At 73.1% G+C, this 15,068-nt stretch carries 15 protein-coding genes; 3 read left to right on the top strand and 12 right to left on the bottom strand.

Features of this window, described 5'->3' with window-relative positions:
• Positions 1 to 58: 58 nt before the first annotated feature.
• Positions 59 to 718, top strand: a complete 660-nt coding sequence (locus ACZ3YO_RS15235) for a PhzF family phenazine biosynthesis protein (RefSeq protein ID WP_465569367.1) — start codon at positions 59 to 61, stop codon at positions 716 to 718.
• A gap of 62 nt (positions 719 to 780) precedes the next feature.
• Here the strand turns inward: ACZ3YO_RS15235 and ACZ3YO_RS15230 are convergent, their stop codons facing one another.
• The 4 genes from ACZ3YO_RS15230 to ACZ3YO_RS15215 form a co-directional block, all read right to left on the bottom strand.
• The gene (locus tag ACZ3YO_RS15230) at positions 781 to 1,272 is read right to left on the bottom strand and encodes a VanZ family protein (protein ID WP_465569365.1); all 492 of its coding nucleotides are present in this window, start codon (positions 1,270 to 1,272) and stop codon (positions 781 to 783) included.
• Positions 1,273 to 1,458: 186 nt separating this feature from the next.
• Positions 1,459 to 1,791 (bottom strand): hypothetical protein, encoded by a 333-nt coding sequence (locus ACZ3YO_RS15225; RefSeq protein ID WP_465569364.1) that lies wholly within the window; start codon positions 1,789 to 1,791, stop codon positions 1,459 to 1,461.
• Positions 1,788 to 3,299 carry an ATP-binding protein gene (locus ACZ3YO_RS15220; protein ID WP_465569362.1) on the bottom strand — a complete coding sequence of 504 codons (1,512 nt, stop codon included), beginning with the start codon at positions 3,297 to 3,299 and terminating at the stop codon, positions 1,788 to 1,790. The genes ACZ3YO_RS15225 and ACZ3YO_RS15220 overlap by 4 nt, the downstream gene beginning before the upstream one ends.
• A 74-nt stretch (positions 3,300 to 3,373) precedes the next feature.
• Positions 3,374 to 4,051, bottom strand: coding sequence for a response regulator transcription factor (locus ACZ3YO_RS15215; RefSeq protein WP_148644494.1), 678 nt, complete (start codon positions 4,049 to 4,051; stop codon positions 3,374 to 3,376).
• Between the two features lie 492 nt (positions 4,052 to 4,543).
• Between ACZ3YO_RS15215 and ACZ3YO_RS15210 the strand changes: the two genes are divergently transcribed.
• Positions 4,544 to 5,326 (top strand): SigE family RNA polymerase sigma factor, encoded by a 783-nt coding sequence (locus tag ACZ3YO_RS15210; protein ID WP_465569360.1) that lies wholly within the window; start codon positions 4,544 to 4,546, stop codon positions 5,324 to 5,326.
• Between the two features lie 240 nt (positions 5,327 to 5,566).
• On the opposite strand, the gene ACZ3YO_RS15205 is transcribed toward ACZ3YO_RS15210, so the two are convergent.
• From ACZ3YO_RS15205 to deoC, 5 genes are all read right to left on the bottom strand, one after another.
• Positions 5,567 to 6,202 carry an ATP-binding protein gene (locus tag ACZ3YO_RS15205; protein ID WP_396321360.1) on the bottom strand — a complete coding sequence of 212 codons (636 nt, stop codon included), beginning with the start codon at positions 6,200 to 6,202 and terminating at the stop codon, positions 5,567 to 5,569.
• 70 nt (positions 6,203 to 6,272) lie between these two features.
• Positions 6,273 to 6,698, bottom strand: coding sequence for a hypothetical protein (locus ACZ3YO_RS15200; protein WP_465569357.1), 426 nt, complete (start codon positions 6,696 to 6,698; stop codon positions 6,273 to 6,275).
• A gap of 217 nt (positions 6,699 to 6,915) precedes the next feature.
• Positions 6,916 to 7,818: an aldehyde dehydrogenase family protein gene (locus ACZ3YO_RS15195; RefSeq protein WP_396321358.1), complete on the bottom strand. Its 903-nt coding sequence runs from the start codon at positions 7,816 to 7,818 to the stop codon at positions 6,916 to 6,918.
• Positions 7,811 to 9,292 (bottom strand): aldehyde dehydrogenase family protein, encoded by a 1,482-nt coding sequence (locus tag ACZ3YO_RS15190; RefSeq protein WP_465569355.1) that lies wholly within the window; start codon positions 9,290 to 9,292, stop codon positions 7,811 to 7,813. The genes ACZ3YO_RS15195 and ACZ3YO_RS15190 overlap by 8 nt, the downstream gene beginning before the upstream one ends.
• Positions 9,293 to 9,297: 5 nt before the next feature.
• Positions 9,298 to 10,284 (bottom strand): deoxyribose-phosphate aldolase, encoded by a 987-nt coding sequence (gene deoC / locus ACZ3YO_RS15185; protein ID WP_465551009.1) that lies wholly within the window; start codon positions 10,282 to 10,284, stop codon positions 9,298 to 9,300.
• A 140-nt stretch (positions 10,285 to 10,424) separates the two neighbouring features.
• On the opposite strand from deoC, the gene ACZ3YO_RS15180 reads away from it, so the two are divergent.
• Positions 10,425 to 11,102: a PH domain-containing protein gene (locus ACZ3YO_RS15180; protein ID WP_465569353.1), complete on the top strand. Its 678-nt coding sequence runs from the start codon at positions 10,425 to 10,427 to the stop codon at positions 11,100 to 11,102.
• Between the two features lie 71 nt (positions 11,103 to 11,173).
• Here ACZ3YO_RS15180 and ACZ3YO_RS15175 read toward each other — a convergent pair whose 3' ends face one another.
• The 3 genes from ACZ3YO_RS15175 to ACZ3YO_RS15165 all read right to left on the bottom strand — a co-directional run bounded on the left by ACZ3YO_RS15175 (position 11,174) and on the right by ACZ3YO_RS15165 (position 15,054).
• Positions 11,174 to 12,877 (bottom strand): phospho-sugar mutase, encoded by a 1,704-nt coding sequence (locus ACZ3YO_RS15175; RefSeq protein WP_465569351.1) that lies wholly within the window; start codon positions 12,875 to 12,877, stop codon positions 11,174 to 11,176.
• 130 nt (positions 12,878 to 13,007) lie between these two features.
• Positions 13,008 to 13,829: a purine-nucleoside phosphorylase gene (locus ACZ3YO_RS15170; RefSeq protein WP_396321353.1), complete on the bottom strand. Its 822-nt coding sequence runs from the start codon at positions 13,827 to 13,829 to the stop codon at positions 13,008 to 13,010.
• Positions 13,830 to 13,956: 127 nt separating this feature from the next.
• On the bottom strand, positions 13,957 to 15,054 hold the full coding sequence (locus ACZ3YO_RS15165; protein WP_465569349.1) for an NlpC/P60 family protein: 1,098 nt from the start codon (positions 15,052 to 15,054) through the stop codon (positions 13,957 to 13,959).
• Between the last annotated feature and the right edge of the window lie 14 nt (positions 15,055 to 15,068).

Below are 15,068 nucleotides of genomic sequence, written 5' to 3'. Positions count from 1 at the left end.
GCCTTTTCGTCACGGAGTCATTGCTGAATCCCCACCACACCCGTGGTTGGGTGGGCGGATGACTGACTATGAGGTCCTTCGTGTCTTTTGCGGCCCCGACGGCGCGCACGGCAACGAACTCGGCGTGGTCCGCGACGGCGCCGCCGTCCCCGGCGAGGCGGACCGGCTGGCGTTCGCGCGCGAACTCGGCTTCAGCGAGACCGTCTTCGTGGACGACGCCGGGAGCGGCGCGATCGACATCTACACGCCCGGGGTCCGCCTCCCCTTCGCCGGCCACCCGTGCGTCGGCGCGGCCTGGCTGCTCGGCGCGGACCGGCTGGTCACCGCCGCCGGTGTGGTCGGCGTGCGCCACGACGGCGAGTTCACCCGGATCGCGGCGCGCCCGGAGTGGGCTCCGGCGCGGACGACTCTGCAGTACGGCTCGGCCGCGGAGGTGGACGCCCTGGAGGTGCCGCCGCCGGGCGAGTGGATCTACGCCTGGGCCTGGCAGGACGAGTCGGCCGGCACCGTCCGGGCGCGGGCCTTCCCGGGCCGCGGCGACGGGATCGACGAGGACGAGGCGACCGGGGCCGCCGCCCTGCTGCTGACCGCGGAGCTGGGCCGCGACCTGACGATCACCCAGGGGCTCGGCTCGCAGATCGCCACGGCGGTGCGGGCCGGCGGCCTGATCGAGGTCGGCGGCCGGGTCCGCACGGCCGGGAGGTCGGGCGGCCGGTAGCCGGGTGGTCGGGTGGCCGAGGACCGGGCGGCCGAGGACGGGGCGGGGGCGGGCGTGACCCCTCAGCGGCCGGAGGAGGAGACCGTCTCCGCGTAGACGGCGGCCGGTGCGGCCTGGGCCGGGCGCGGGGGCGCCGGGGGCGGGGGCGCCGGGCGGCGGGTGGTGTGGAGAGCGAGCGAGCGGGAGGCGGGCACCAGGGCCAGGTGGGTGGCGGCCACGCCGGCGACGGCGAACAGGATGTGGTCGACGTCCAGGACGTGCCCCGGCGTCCAGGAGGAGAGGAACTCCAGCGCGGTGGCCAGCAGCGCCGAGGCGCCGGTGGTGCGGAGGAAGGACGGCAGCCAGGGGGCCCGGATCCGGCCGCCGGCCAGCGGGAGCAGCACGCCGAGCGGGGCCAGCAGCAGCAGTTCCCCGAGGACCTGCCCGGCGGTGGAGAAGTGGAGCGAGGCCAGCGGCGTCAGGTTGGCGTCGTAGACCCACGCGACCGGCAGGGGTCTCAGCACGAGCCAGCCGGCCAGCACCATGTGGAGGGTGAGTCCCAGGAGGCCCGCCATGCGGAGGGAACGGTGGACGGCCGCCGCCGGCCCGGTCTCGGTCCGCACGCCGGAACGCTCGTCGCGTGTCCTGGTGCCATCTCGCTGCACGCGGGGAAGGACGTGAGCCGGTGGCGCGGCGGTTCCACGGCGGGCGTGAACATTCCGACGCACGCCCGCGAGGCCGCCGGAACCGGCCCCGCAGGGTCAGCGGCAGGTCGCGGACACCGGGGCCGACGGCGTCGGCAGCGCGCTGAACGGGTTGTCCGCCGGCGAGGCGGAGACGACGGACGGCGAGGGCGACGGCTTCGCGCCCGCCTTGGCCGAGGCGTGAGCCGCGGGCGCCGTCGGCCCGGCGGGCGAGGGCGTGGGCAGCGCGGTGGGTATCTGCGGCGCGGTCGGGCAGGCGGTCCGGCTGGCCGGCGCGCCCGCGTCCACCGGCACGGGGGTCGGGCGGATCCCGCAGCCGGTGGCGAGCGCGAGCAGCAGCACCGCGCCGACGGCGCAGCAGGCGGGAAGACGGAACGAACGGGCGCTCACTGCGCACTCTCCTCGGAAGCGGCGGCCGGCGGGGAAGGCGGGGTCAACGGCAGCGTCAGTGTGAACACCGCCCCCACCTCCCCGTTGGCGGCCGTGATCGTCCCCCCGTGGATCTGTGCGTTGGCCATCGCGATCGACAGGCCCAGCCCGCTGCCCTCCGAACGCGCCCGCCCCTTGTCGGCCTTGTAGAACCGGTCGAAGACGTGCGGCAGCACGTCCTCGGGAATGCCGGGCCCGCTGTCCGAGACCTCCACCGTGATGGCGTCGTCCGACTCGCGGACCTTCACCCGCACCGGCGAGCCGCCGTGCTTGAGGGCGTTGCCGATCAGGTTGGCGAAGACGACGTCCAGCCGGCGCGGGTCGACGACGGCCCGGACGCCGCGCGGGGCGTCCAGCTCGACCGCGTCGTACCAGGCCCGGCCGTCGATGCAGGACATGATCAGGTCGGCGATGTCCACCTCGTCGGCGACCAGCTTGGCGGTGCCGGCGTCGAAGCGGGTCACCTCCATCAGGTTCTCCACCAGGTCGGAGAGGCGCCTCGTCTCGCTGACCACCAGCCGCACCGCCGGTTCTATCATCGGGTCCAGCGACTCGGCCTCGTCCTCCAGGATGTCGGTGACGGCGGTCATCGCGGTCAGCGGGGTGCGCAGTTCGTGCGACATGTCGGCGACGAACCGCCGGCTCTGTGCCTCGCGCGCGCTCAGCTCCTCGACCTGCTCGTGGAGCGACTCCGCGGTGCGGTTGAACGTCCTTGCCAGGTCGGCGAGTTCGTCCGACCCCTCGACCTCAAGGCGGGTGTCCAGGTGGCCCTCGCCGAGCTGCCGGGCGGCCTCGCCGAGGCGCTTGACCGGGCGCAGCACCGTCGCGGACGCGGCCTGGGCGAGCAGCGCCGAGCCGATCAGCGCCAGCAGCGTGGCGATGGCCAGCGACCAGCCGAGCGTGTTGAGGTCGGCCCGCTCGTTCTCCAGCGACTTGAACATGTACGCGGTCGGGCCGGTCGGCACCACCCTGGTGCCGCCGATGACATACGGCCGGCCCTCCAGGTTCTGCCGCTGCCAGTACAGGTGGTACGGGTACGGGTTGCTCTCGGTGATGTCGCGCTGCTTGGCGACGATGTCCTGCAGCTTGGCCGGGACGTTGGCGAGCGTGTAGCGCGTCGGGTCCGAGGACGCGGTGCACTCCGGGTGGGCGGTGTCGGTGACCACCACCTCGTAACTGAGGCCGGAGCTGGCGACGTTGGAGGCGAGCTGGGCCAGTTCGGCGCAGGTGGCGTTCAACGGCAGCTCGGAGACGTTGCGGCTGAGCGAGACCCGGAAGTCGTTGAGCGCGGTGTCCTGGGCGCGCTTGAGGACCGCGTCCCGGTTGAGCCAGTAGGCGATGCCGGAGGCCGAGACGGCGGTGAGCAGCGCGACCGCGGCGAACACCGCGATCAGCCGCACCCGCAGGGAGCGCAGCCGCCGCCACGGGCCCGAGGAGAACCGGCGGGTCGTCGTCTGATGGTCAGTCACGGGAGCCTGTCGTTGCGAACCGGAGGATCAGAGGATCGGAGGGGATATCAGGGAGAGCGGGCGGGCGGAGGCGGTCACGCGGGCGGGTCCAGCCGGTAGCCGACCCCGCGCACGGTGCGGATCAGCGTCGGCGCCGAGGGGACGTCCTCGACCTTGGCCCGCAGTCGCTGCACGCACGCGTCCACCAGGCGGGAGTCGCCCAGGTAGTCGTGCTCCCAGACCAGCCGCAGGAGTTGCTGCCGGGAGAGCGCCTGCCCCGGCCGGCGGCTCAGCTCCAGCAGCAGCCGCAGTTCGGTCGGGGTGAGCTGGAGGTCCTCGCCGTCCTTGGTGACGGTCATCGCCGCACGGTCGATCACCACGCTGCCGTACGCGGAGGAGTCCGAGCTCTCCCGCTCGCCGCGGCGCAGCACGGCCCGGATCCGGGCGTCCAGGACGCGCGGCTGCACCGGCTTGACCACGTAGTCGTCCGCACCGGACTCCAGGCCGACGACCACGTCGATGTCGTCGGACCGGGCGGTGAGCAGGATGATCGGCAGCTGGTCGGTCCGGCGGATGCGGCGGCAGACCTCGAAGCCGTCGATTCCGGGCAGCATGACGTCCAGCACGATCAGGTCCGGCCGCTGCTCCTTGAAGAGCCTCAGACCGTCCTCGCCGGAGGCGGCGGTGGCCACTTTGTGGCCCTGGCGGGTGAGGGCGAGTTCGAGGCCGGTGCGGATGGCGTCGTCGTCCTCGATCAGTAGGAGGAAAGGCACGGCCTCATTCTGGCTCACCCGGGGCGCCGAATCACCCCCCGGCCCGGACCGGCCCGTCACCCGTCGGCCGTCCGGGAACCGGAATGCGTGCTACCGGCGTCCGTGACGGCAGATGGGAGTGCGGGACGAAAGGCCCGCCCCTGTGACACCCCTGTGACAGTCGGCGGACAGCGCCATCACAACCGGCGGGCAAGATTTTCCATGTCGCCGCAGGACAGCGGGCCAACCGGCCGGCTGGAAGGCGGCAACAGGAACCGCTCGTACCGACCAAGGGGGCGCACGATGAACGCCATGCTTCAGGCCCGGACCAACCCGGCTGACCGCACCGCGCGTTCCTCAGCGACCACCCACCGGACCCGGTACGAGGTCAGGACCGACGAGACCTCCGGTGCCGTGATCGTACGGGGGTGCGCACACAGCACCGGTGGAAACACTGCTGCATGCCGGGTGAGCGGCGGCGGCAGGCAGGGGGAGCTGTACGGAATCGGCCGGATGGGGAGTCCGGTCGACTCCGCCAACACCCTCACGCTGCGGGGGATCCTCCCCGTCCGCGTCGAGGGCAAGGACGCCCTGGGGGGTAACGGGGGAACCAGGGGGATCGGGGGAACCGGCCTGCGGAAGGCCGACTCGGGGGAGTCGGCCGGCCGCGAGGCCGCCGGTGCGACGCTGCTGCGGCTGAACCCCGCAGCAGCCCGCACCACCGAGGCGGGACAGGGAGGCGCGCAGGGGGAGCACCCGGCCGTCGCGGAGGACCACACCAAGGAGTTCACCGCGTACGTGCGCGAGCGCCGCGCCTCCCTGTACGCCACGGCGTACCACCTCACCGGTGACCGCTACGAGGCCGAGGACCTGCTGCAGAGCGCGCTCTTCAGCACCTACCGGGCCTGGGGCCGGATCACCGACAAGGCCGCGGTCGGGGGCTACCTCCGCCGCACCATGACCAACCTGCACATCTCCGCCTGGCGGCGCCGCAAGGTCAGCGAGTACCCGACCGAGGAGCTGCCGGAGACGGCCGGCGACACCGACGCGATGGGCGGCACCGAGCTGCGCGCCGTGCTCTGGCAGGCGCTGGCCAAGCTGCCGGAGAACCAGCGGACCATGCTGGTGCTGCGGTACTACGAGGGCAAGACCGACCCGGAGATCGCCGACGTGCTCGGCATCAGCGTCGGCACGGTCAAGAGCAGCATCTGGCGCGCGCTGCGCCGGCTGCGCGACGACGAGCAGCTGAACAACTCGGGCGACACCGTCCGGGCGTTCGGCGAGCTGGTCGCGTAACGACCGTAGGCACGGAGGAACACAGAGGACTCCCGTCGGGGGACGGGTGAGGACGGTCAGGGACTGGTGGCGCCGGCTCGGGGGAGCGGCGCAGCCGGGGGAGCCCTACGGCCGTCCGGGAAGGCGACGGGCCCGGTGCGGGGGAGACGCACCGGGCCCGTCGTTCGTTCGTGTCCGCCGCGGTTCGGCAGCGGTACCGCCCCTGTCCGGACCGGCGGCCCGGGCGGCGGCGGACGGCGCTCAGACCGCCGACAGCTCCCGCGAGGCCGCCGCGCGGATCCGCCGGTCCGCCTCCGGACCGGTGCACGGGTGGGCGCCCAGGCCGACCTGGCGCCCGACGATCGACCGCTCGGCCCGCATCAGCCGCCAGCCACGGCGCAGCAGCACCGGCAGCGACTTGCGGCCCTCGCGGACGTCCCGGCGCAGGCGGCGCCAGGCGGTGGTGAGGGCGCCGTTGCGCAGGCAGAGCGCGTCGCCCAGCACGCCCTCGGCGGCGCAGTCGGAGGTGATCTCGGCGGCGAAGATGCCCTCGGCGATGAACGCGGGGGCGCCGGCCAGGTCCAGGACCCGGGTGGAGACGCGGCCGTTGTCCGGGATCGAGTACACCGGGACGTCGGCGCGGCCGGTCTCGTGCAGGCGGCGGATGGCGGCGACGGCCTGTTCGCGGTGCCAGGCGAGCGGGGAGTCCCAGTCGACCGCGCCGTCGGGCAGCAGCGGGAGGGTGGGGTCGTCCCCGTCCTTGTAGAAGTCGTCGAGCTGGAGCACCGGCAGGCCGCTGCGCTCGGCCAGCGAGGACTTCCCCGAACCGGAGGGCCCGGACAGCAGGACCACCCGGGCGCGGGCTATCGGCACAGGGTTCAGCGGGGAGTCACTCACGAGACACCAGTCTGACGCATCCGGGCCGGATGCCGAAACCGGTCGGACCGGACCTTTTCCCGGGCCCTGTTCAGACCTCGGCCGCCGAGTCCGCCACGGCGGCCGGCGCGGTGAGCGCGGCGTGCAGCAGCGGCAGGTAGCCGCTGTCCACCTGGAGGAAGACCGGCTCCTCGGCGCCGGGCGCCAGGTAGGCGGTGGCGGCCCAGTCCTGGTCGTGCCAGGTGTCGGGCTCGGGCTCGTGGAAGGTCCCGCCGGCGGGCAGTTCGAGGGCGGCGCCGCCGCGGACGGTGAAGACCACGACCGGTCCGCCCGGGGTCACCCGCAGCTTGCCGTTGACGTACCGCCCGGAGGGCCAGCCGGGCCGGTGGGACCGGGCGGAGCAGGGGATCCGGACCGTCCTGCGGGCGGCCAGCCTGCGCCGCGTCCGGGCCAGGTGCAGCCGGCGGACGAACCCGTCCGCGAACAGCGCCATCAGCTCGCCGGCGATCTCTCCCACGTGCGTCCCCCTCGGTGTGCGGTGTGATCACAGTCTGCTCGGGCGGCGGGGCGGCCGGGAGCGCCGAAAGACGGACGTGCACGGCGACGAAAGTCGACGGACCCGCGCCAGGGGGGGAGAGGCGCGGGTCCGTCCAATGACCGTCCGGGCCCTGGGGGGGAGAGGGCCCTGGGGACGGCCAGCTTGTGGAGTTGTTACTCGGTGGCCGACGGGACGGTCAGATCCCCATCGGGTGCCAGACCGTCTTCGTCTCCAGGAAGGAGAGTAGCCGGTCGGTACCGGGAGCATTGGTCCAGTCCTGGGCGAACGGGTCCAGCTCCGGACGGACCACCCGCTTCAGGGTATCCGCGGCAGCGGCCTCCAGCGCGCCCGCCGCGCCGGGACCGTCGGAGGCGATCGCCCCGGTGAGGTCCAGCGCGTTGACGTCCTGGTGCGAGGCCAGGGTGGGCGCGATGTCGGCGGTGCGGCCGGAGATGATGTTGACCACGCCGCCGGGGACGTCCGAGGTGGCCAGCACCTCGCCCAGCGACAGGGCCGGCAGCGGGGCGTCGGCCGCGGCCGCGACCACCACGGTGTTGCCGGTGGCGATCGCCGGGGCGATCACCGAGACCAGGCCGAGCAGCGAGTGCCCGTAGCCGGCCTGCGGGGCGACGATCCCGACCACGCCGGTCGGCTCCGGGGTGGAGAGGTTGAAGTACGGCCCCGCGACCGGGTTGGCGCCGCCCGCGATCTGGGCGACCTTGTCCGTCCAGCCCGCGTACCAGACCCAGCGGTCGATCGCCGCGTCCACCAGGGCGGCGGCCTTCTTCGGGCCGATGCCCTCGGAGAGCGCCACCTCGGCGGCGAACTGCTCGCGCCGGCCCTGGAGCATCTCGGCGACCCGGTAGAGCACCTGGCCGCGGTTGTACGCGGTGGTGCCGGCCCAGCCCTTGACCGCCGCACGGGCGGCCAGGACGGCGTCGCGGGTGTCCTTGCGGGTGCCCAGCGGGGCGTTGGCGAGCCACTCGCCGTTGGAGTCGGTCACCTCGTACACCCGCCCGCTCTCGGAGCGCGGGAACTTCCCGCCGACGTACAGCTTGTAGGTCTTGAGGACATCAAGACGACTCACGACATCAGACATCGAGGTAGGCCTCCAGACCGTGGCGGCCACCCTCGCGGCCGTAGCCCGACTCCTTGTAGCCGCCGAACGGCGAGGTCGGGTCGAACTTGTTGAAGGTGTTGGCCCAGACCACACCGGCCTTGAGCCGGTTCGCGGTCCACAGGATCCGCGAGCCCTTCTCCGTCCAGATGCCGGCGGAGAGGCCGTACGGGGTGTTGTTGGCCTTCTCGACCGCCTCGGCGGGGGTGCGGAAGGTCAGCACCGACAGGACCGGGCCGAAGATCTCCTCCTGGGCGATCCGGTGGGCCTGGCTGACGCCGGTGAAGATGGTCGGCTTGAACCAGAAGCCGGTGCCCGGCAGCTCGCAGGCGGGCGACCAGCGCTCGGCGCCCTCGGCCTCGCCGGCGTCGGTCAGCGCGGTGATCCGGGCCAGCTGCTCGGCGGAGTTGATGGCGCCGATGTCGGTGTTCTTGTCCAGCGGGTCGCCGACCCGCAGGGTGCCCATCCGGCGCTTCAGGGCGTCCAGCAGCTCGTCCTGGATCGACTCCTGGACCAGCAGGCGCGAGCCCGCACAGCAGACGTGGCCCTGGTTGAAGAAGATGCCGTTGACGATGCCCTCGACCGCCTGGTCGATCGGCGCGTCGTCGAAGACGATGTTGGCGGCCTTGCCGCCGAGCTCCAGCGAGAGCTTCTTGCGGGTGCCGGCCAGCTGCTTGGCGATCGCCCGGCCGACCGGGGTGGAGCCGGTGAAGGCGACCTTGTTGACGTCCGGGTGCGCGGTGAGCGCGGCGCCGGTGCGGCCGTCACCGGTCACGATGTTGACGACGCCCTTCGGCAGGCCCGCCTGGCGGCAGATCTCGGCGAAGCGCAGCGCGGTCAGCGGGGTGGTCTCGGCCGGCTTGAGGACGACCGTGTTACCGGTGGCCAGCGCCGGGGCGATCTTCCACGCCAGCATCAGCAGCGGGAAGTTCCACGGGATGACCTGGCCGGCCACGCCGAGCGGCTTCGGGCTGGGGCCGTAGCCGGCGAAGTCCAGCTTGTCGGCCCAGCCGGCGTAGTAGAAGAAGTGCGCGGCGACGAGCGGCAGGTCGACGTCGCGGGTCTCACGGATCGGCTTGCCGTTGTCGATCGACTCCAGCACGGCGAGCTCGCGGCTGCGCTCCTGGATGATCCGGGCGATCCGGAACAGGTACTTGGCGCGCTCGCTGCCCGGCAGCGCCGACCAGTCGGCGAAGGCCCTGCGGGCGGCGGCGACCGCGCGGTCGACGTCCTCGTCGGTGCCCTGGGCGAACTCGGCGAGCACCTGCTCGGTGGCCGGGTTGACCGTCTTCAGGGCCTCGCTGCCGGAGGAGTCGACGAACTCGCCGCCGATGAAGTGGCCGTAGGAGGTGGCGATGTCACCCGCGGCGGCGGGCGACTCGGGGGCCGGCGCGTACTCGAAGAGGCCGCCGCGCTTGGGGGCCACGGGCTCCTCGATGGTCTTCTTCTTGGCCATGGTGATCAGTCCACCGTCACGTAGTCGGGACCGGAGTACCGTCCGGTGGTGAGCTTCTGACGCTGCATCAGCAGGTCGTTGAGCAGGCTGGAGGCGCCGAAGCGGAACCAGTGCGGGGTGAGCCAGTCGTCGCCGAGGGTCTCGTTGACCATCACCAGGTACTTCATCGCGTCCTTGGTGGTCTTGATGCCGCCGGCGGGCTTCACGCCGACCTGGACGCCGGTCTGCGCCCGGAAGTCGCGGACGGCCTCCAGCATCAGCAGGGTGACCGGCGGGGTCGCGTTGACGGCGACCTTGCCGGTCGAGGTCTTGATGAAGTCGGCGCCGGCCAGCATCGCCAGCCACGAGACGCGGCGCACGTTGTCGTACGTCTGCAGCTCGCCGGTCTCGAAGATCACCTTGAGGTGGGCGGCGGTGCCGTCCGGGCGCTTGCACGCCTCCTTGACGGCGACGATCTCGTTGAAGACGTCGAGGTAGCGGCCGGAGAGGAAGGCACCCCGGTCGATCACCATGTCGATCTCGTCGGCGCCGGCCGCGACCGCGTCGGCCGTGTCGGCCAGCTTCACCGGGAGCGCGGCGCGCCCGGCGGGGAAGGCGGTGGCGACGGAGGCGACCTGGATGTCGGTGCCCTGCAGCGCGGCCTTCGCGGTGGCGACCATGTCCGGATAGACACAGATCGCGGCGACGCGGGGGGTGGTCGGGTCGGCGGGGTCGGGGGTCCGGCCCTTCGCGCAGAGCGCGCGCACCTTGCCGGCCGTGTCCGCGCCTTCGAGCGTGGTCAGGTCGATCATCGAGATGGCCAGGTCGATGGCGTTCGCCTTCGCCGTGGTCTTGATCGAGCGGGTACCGAGAGTGGCGGCACGCGCCTCCAGGCCGACCTGGTCGACGCCGGGCAGGCCGTGCAGAAAGCGGCGGAGCGAGGCCTCGGACGCCGCAACGTCCTGGAGACCGCTGCCCGCAACGCCGGGGGCATTGGCTGCAAGAGTGGACATAGTCACCAGACCAGCATATCTACGCGCGTAACATCGCGCTAGGGCGGGACCTTTTCGATGCCGGACCGAGACCTCGGCACCCCATGTACCCCGCCCGTCACCCCTGTAGATCGTGGGGGGCATGCGGCAGAATCGTCGGCATGACCGAATCCGACGGCAAGCCCCACCAGGGCTCGGCCGGCTCCGATGGGGAGCCCGTGTACGCCGACCGCGTGTACCGCTCCATTCCCGGCGTGATCTCCGGCGTGCTGTTGTTGGCCGTGGCCGGGTGGCTGATCGGGGACGCGGCGCTGAACGGGACGGGGAAGACGCCGTACGTGTCGCTGGCGGCCGTGCCGGTGTTCGCCTTCCCGGTGATCGCCTACACGCTGCGGCCGGCGGTGCTGGCCAACGACAGGCGGCTGGTGGTGCGCAATCCGCTGCGGACGATCACGGCGCCGTGGGCGTCGGTGGACGCGCTGCGGGCCGGGTACTCGGTGGAGCTGCTGGCCGGCGACAAGAAGTACCAGGTGTGGGCGGTGCCGGTGTCGCTGCGGCAGCGCAAGCGGGCCAGCCGGATGGAGCAGCGCGGCGGGGCGGACCGTCACGCGTCCCGGCTGGGGGCGACCTTCGCAGGCCCGGCGCCGGCGGTGGTCGAGGGCGCGCCGGACCCGAACCGGGCCTGGTCCGACCAGGTGGTCGGGGTGCTGCAGGACATGGCCGAGCGGAACGCGTCCCGCCCGGACGCCGCAGGGCCGGTGACCGTCCGCTGGTGCTGGTGGATCATCGCGCCGACGCTGGCCGGTCTGGCCGCACTGATCACCGTGATCGCGGCCTAGGCAAGCGCCACGGCGGAAGACGGGAAGGGGCCCGCCGAATCGGCGGGCCCCTTCGTCGTACGCGGGGCGCGTCAGGCGTCGATGCCGGCGGCGGCGGCCAGGTCGCGCTTGACCGCGGCGAGCAGCTCGGCGGCGCGCTCGCGGGCGTCCGCCAGGTCGGCGGCCGAGGCGACCGGGAGGACGACCTCCAGATAGCACTTCAGCTTGGGCTCGGTGCCGGACGGCCGGACCACGATCCGGGCCGAGCGGACGGCCTCGCCGCCCAGGTAGTAGCGCAGCCCGTCGGTGGGCGGCAGGTCGGCGGAGCCGGCGGTCAGGTCGTCCGCCTGGGTCACCTTCAGGCCGGCCAGCTCGGTCGGCGGCTGCTCGCGCAGGCGCCGCATCGCGTCGGCGATCAGGGAGAGGTCCTGGACGCGGACGGAGAGCTGGTCGGTGGCGTGCAGGCCGTGCTCCAGCGCCAGGTCGTCCAGCAGGTCGGTCAGGGTGCGTCCGGACTGCTTGAGGGTGGCGGCCAGCTCGGCGACGAGCAGGGCGGCGGTGATGCCGTCCTTGTCGCGCACGCCCTGCGGGTCCACGCAGTAGCCGAGCGCCTCCTCGTAGCCGTAGCGCAGGCCGTCGGCGCGGGCGATCCACTTGAAGCCGGTCAGCGTCTCGGCGTACCCGAGGCCGGCCGCCTCGGCGATCCGGCCGAGGAGGGTGGAGGAGACGATGGTGGTGGCGAAGGTGCCGGCGGCCTTCTTGGCGACCAGGGCCGCGCCGAGCAGCGCGCCGACGTCGTCGCCGCGGAGCATCCGCCAGGCGTTGCCGTTGCCGTTGGCGGGGACTGCCACCGCGCAGCGGTCGGCGTCCGGGTCGTTGGCGATGACGATGTCCGGGCCGACCGACGCGGCGGTCCGGAAGGCGAGGTCCATCGCCCCCGGCTCCTCCGGGTTGGGGAAGGCCACGGTCGGGAAGTCCGGGTCGGGCTCGGCCTGCTCGGCGACGACGGTGGGCGCGGGGAAGCCGGCCCGGCGGAAGGCGGCGACCAGGGTGTCGCGCCCGACGCCGTGCATCGGGGTGTAGACCACGTCGAGGTCGCGCGGGCTGTGCGGGTCCACGATCGAGACCGCGCGGGCCAGGTAGGCCTCGACGACGTCATCGCCGACCACGTCCCAGCCGTCCTCGGCGAGCGGGACCTCGGCGAGCGTGCCGATCGCGTCGATCTCGGCGGCGATCCCGGCGTCGGCCGGCGGGACGATCTGCGAGCCGTCGCCCAGGTAGACCTTGTAGCCGTTGTCCTGCGGCGGGTTGTGGCTGGCCGTGACGGTGACGCCGGCGGCCGCGCCGAGGTGGCGGACGGCGAAGGCGAGCACCGGGGTGGGCAGGGCGGCCGGCAGCAGCGCGGCACGCAGGCCGGCGCCGACCACCACGGCGGCGGTGTCGCGGGCGAAGTCGTACGACTTGTGCCGGGCGTCGTAGCCGATGACGACGAGGTTGCCGAGGTTCTGCTTCTTCACGTAGGCGACCAGGCCGGCGGCGGCCCGGATCACCACGGCGCGGTTCATCCGCATCGGGCCCGCGCCCAGTTCGCCGCGCAGGCCGGCGGTGCCGAACTGGAGGCGGCCGGAGAACCGCTCGGCCAGCTGGGACCAGGCGATCTTGCTGTCCGACTCGGCGTCCGGGCCCTCGGCCTCGGCCAGCAGCGCGGCCAGCTCCTCGCGGGTCTGCGGGTCGGGGTCCTCGGCCAGCCAGGTCCGGGCCCGGGCGAGGAGGTCGGTGGTAGGTGCCTGCGTCATGGCCAGCTCCGTTGGAAAGTTCCGCGATGTCGTGGGTGTGCGCATGCGGACGGGGCCCGCGGGCGGGTGTGATCAGCGGATCACAGCCGCCCGCGGACCCCGTCGCTCACGATTGTGAACCAGATCCGGGTCAGATCCGCTCAAGGACCTTCGCCAGCAGCGCGCCCATGCGCTCGGCGGAGGCCTTGCCGGCCTCCAGCACCTCGGCGTGGTTGAGCGGCTCGCCGGTGATGCCGGCCGCCAGGTTGGTGACCAGGGAGATGCCGAGCACCTCGGAGCCGGCCTCGCGGGCGGCGATGGCCTCCAGCGTGGTGGACATGCCCACCAGCTCGCCGCCGATCACCCGGGCCATGTTGACCTCGGCCGGGGTCTCGTAGTGCGGGCCGCGGAACTGCACGTAGACGGCCTCGTCGAGGGTGGAGTCCACCTCACGGCAGAGGTCGCGCAGGCGCTTGGAGTAGAGGTCCGTCAGGTCGACGAAGTTGGCGCCGACGATCGGGGAGTCCGCCGTCAGGTTGATGTGGTCGCTGATCAGGACCGGCTGGCCGGGGACCCAGCCCTCGCGCAGACCGCCGCAGCCGTTGGTCAGCACGATGATGCCGCAGCCCGCCGCGGCGGCGGTGCGCACGCCGTGGACCACGGTGGCCACGCCGTGGCCCTCGTAGTAGTGGTTGCGGCCCAGGAAGATCAGGGCGCGCTTGTCGCCGATCTTCACCGAGCGGATCGTGCCGGCGTGGCCGGCCACGGCGGGGGCGGGGAAGCCCGGCAGGTCGGTGACCGGGAACTCCGCCACGGTCTCGCCCAGGGCGTCGGCGGCCGGCACCCAGCCGGAGCCCATCACCAGGGCGACGTCGTGGCGCTCGGCACCGGTCAGCTCGCGCAGGCGCGCAGCGGCGGCCTGGGCGGCGGCGTAGGGGTCGGCGGAGACGACCGACTGAGGAGATGCGTTCACACGTCCGAGGATAGACGGGAAACGACTACGCGCGTAGAAAATCGCGGCCCGACGTGCCGGATCGTTACCCGGATGGCGTGAAAGTACAGCTCGCAGGCCCCTTTTCGCCCGCTCGGACGGGAGCAACCTACAGCCGTTTGGCGCTCCGCAGCCCCTTGGCGTACATGCCGTTGTCGTCCAGCCGCGCGGTGCCGCCCTTGTCGCCGAAGGTCGGGCCGTTGGCCTCCTCCCGGCTGGAGACGTAGCGGGGGTGGCCGTCGGTGTCCAGGCCGAGGTAGATGCCGGTGTGGTCGAGCCGGGCGCCGGTGCGTGCGTCGATCTCGAAGAAGACCAGGTCACCGGGTTGCAGCGGGTCGATCGAGGCGGGTCGCAGGGTGGCGTCCGAGCCGGGGGCGGTGGTCAGCGGCAGCACCGGCACGCCGGGGGCGAGGCGGGCCAGGCCGTTGGCGGTGCGCTGCAGGCCGGCGCCGGCCACGTCCTTGCTGAGCAGCGGGTAGCCGGATCGGTAGCCGTAGACCATCCGGACGAAGCCGGAGCAGTCGAAGGAGCCGTAGCGGGTCTTGTCCGGCTGCTTGGTGACCTTGTCGGCGAAGGTGTACGCGGTGCCGAGGTAGTCGAGGAAGTCGGTCTGTTCCAGCCGCAGGTCGTTGCCGGCCGAGCCGTTCGGGTTGAGCGGGCCGAACGAGGCGTCACCCTTGATCCGCACGCCCTTGGCGTCCTTGCCCTCGGGTGCGCCGGCCAGGTACTGGGTGGCGATCGCCAGCACGTCGTCCGTCGTGGAGCCCAGCGACTGCTGGAACCAGGTGCGGAACCAGCCCTCGTTCTCCGCGCCGGCCTTCCAGGTCTGCGGCATCAGCCGGACCCAGCTGTCGCTGACCAGCGTGGCCGTGGTGGTTCCGGGCTCGGTGAAGGTGCGGCTCGGGCCGGCCAGGACGGCGGTGCGGGCACCGTCGGTCAGGGTGGCGACCACGCCGCCGCGGGCGTCACGGACCACCGTGCGGTCCGGGCCGGCCAGCCGCTCGTACCGGTAGCCGGCGCCGGCCGCGGCGGTGCCCTGGGCGGCGGCCGGGCTCGGCGTGACGGTGGCGGCGATCAGCGGCGCGGTGCCGCCGACCGAGCCGGGCTGCCCGCCGCGGTCCCGCAGCTGGACGGTGAGGTACCCGCTGGCGGCCAGCAGGGTGACGGCGAGGCCGCCGCTGAGCAGGGACTTCCGGGTGACGGGCATGGGGCTGCTTTCCA

Source organism: Kitasatospora sp. NPDC022785, assembly GCF_055561295.1.
Note: the sequence above shows the minus strand (reverse complement) of the source record. Positions and strands in the feature narration are given on the sequence as shown.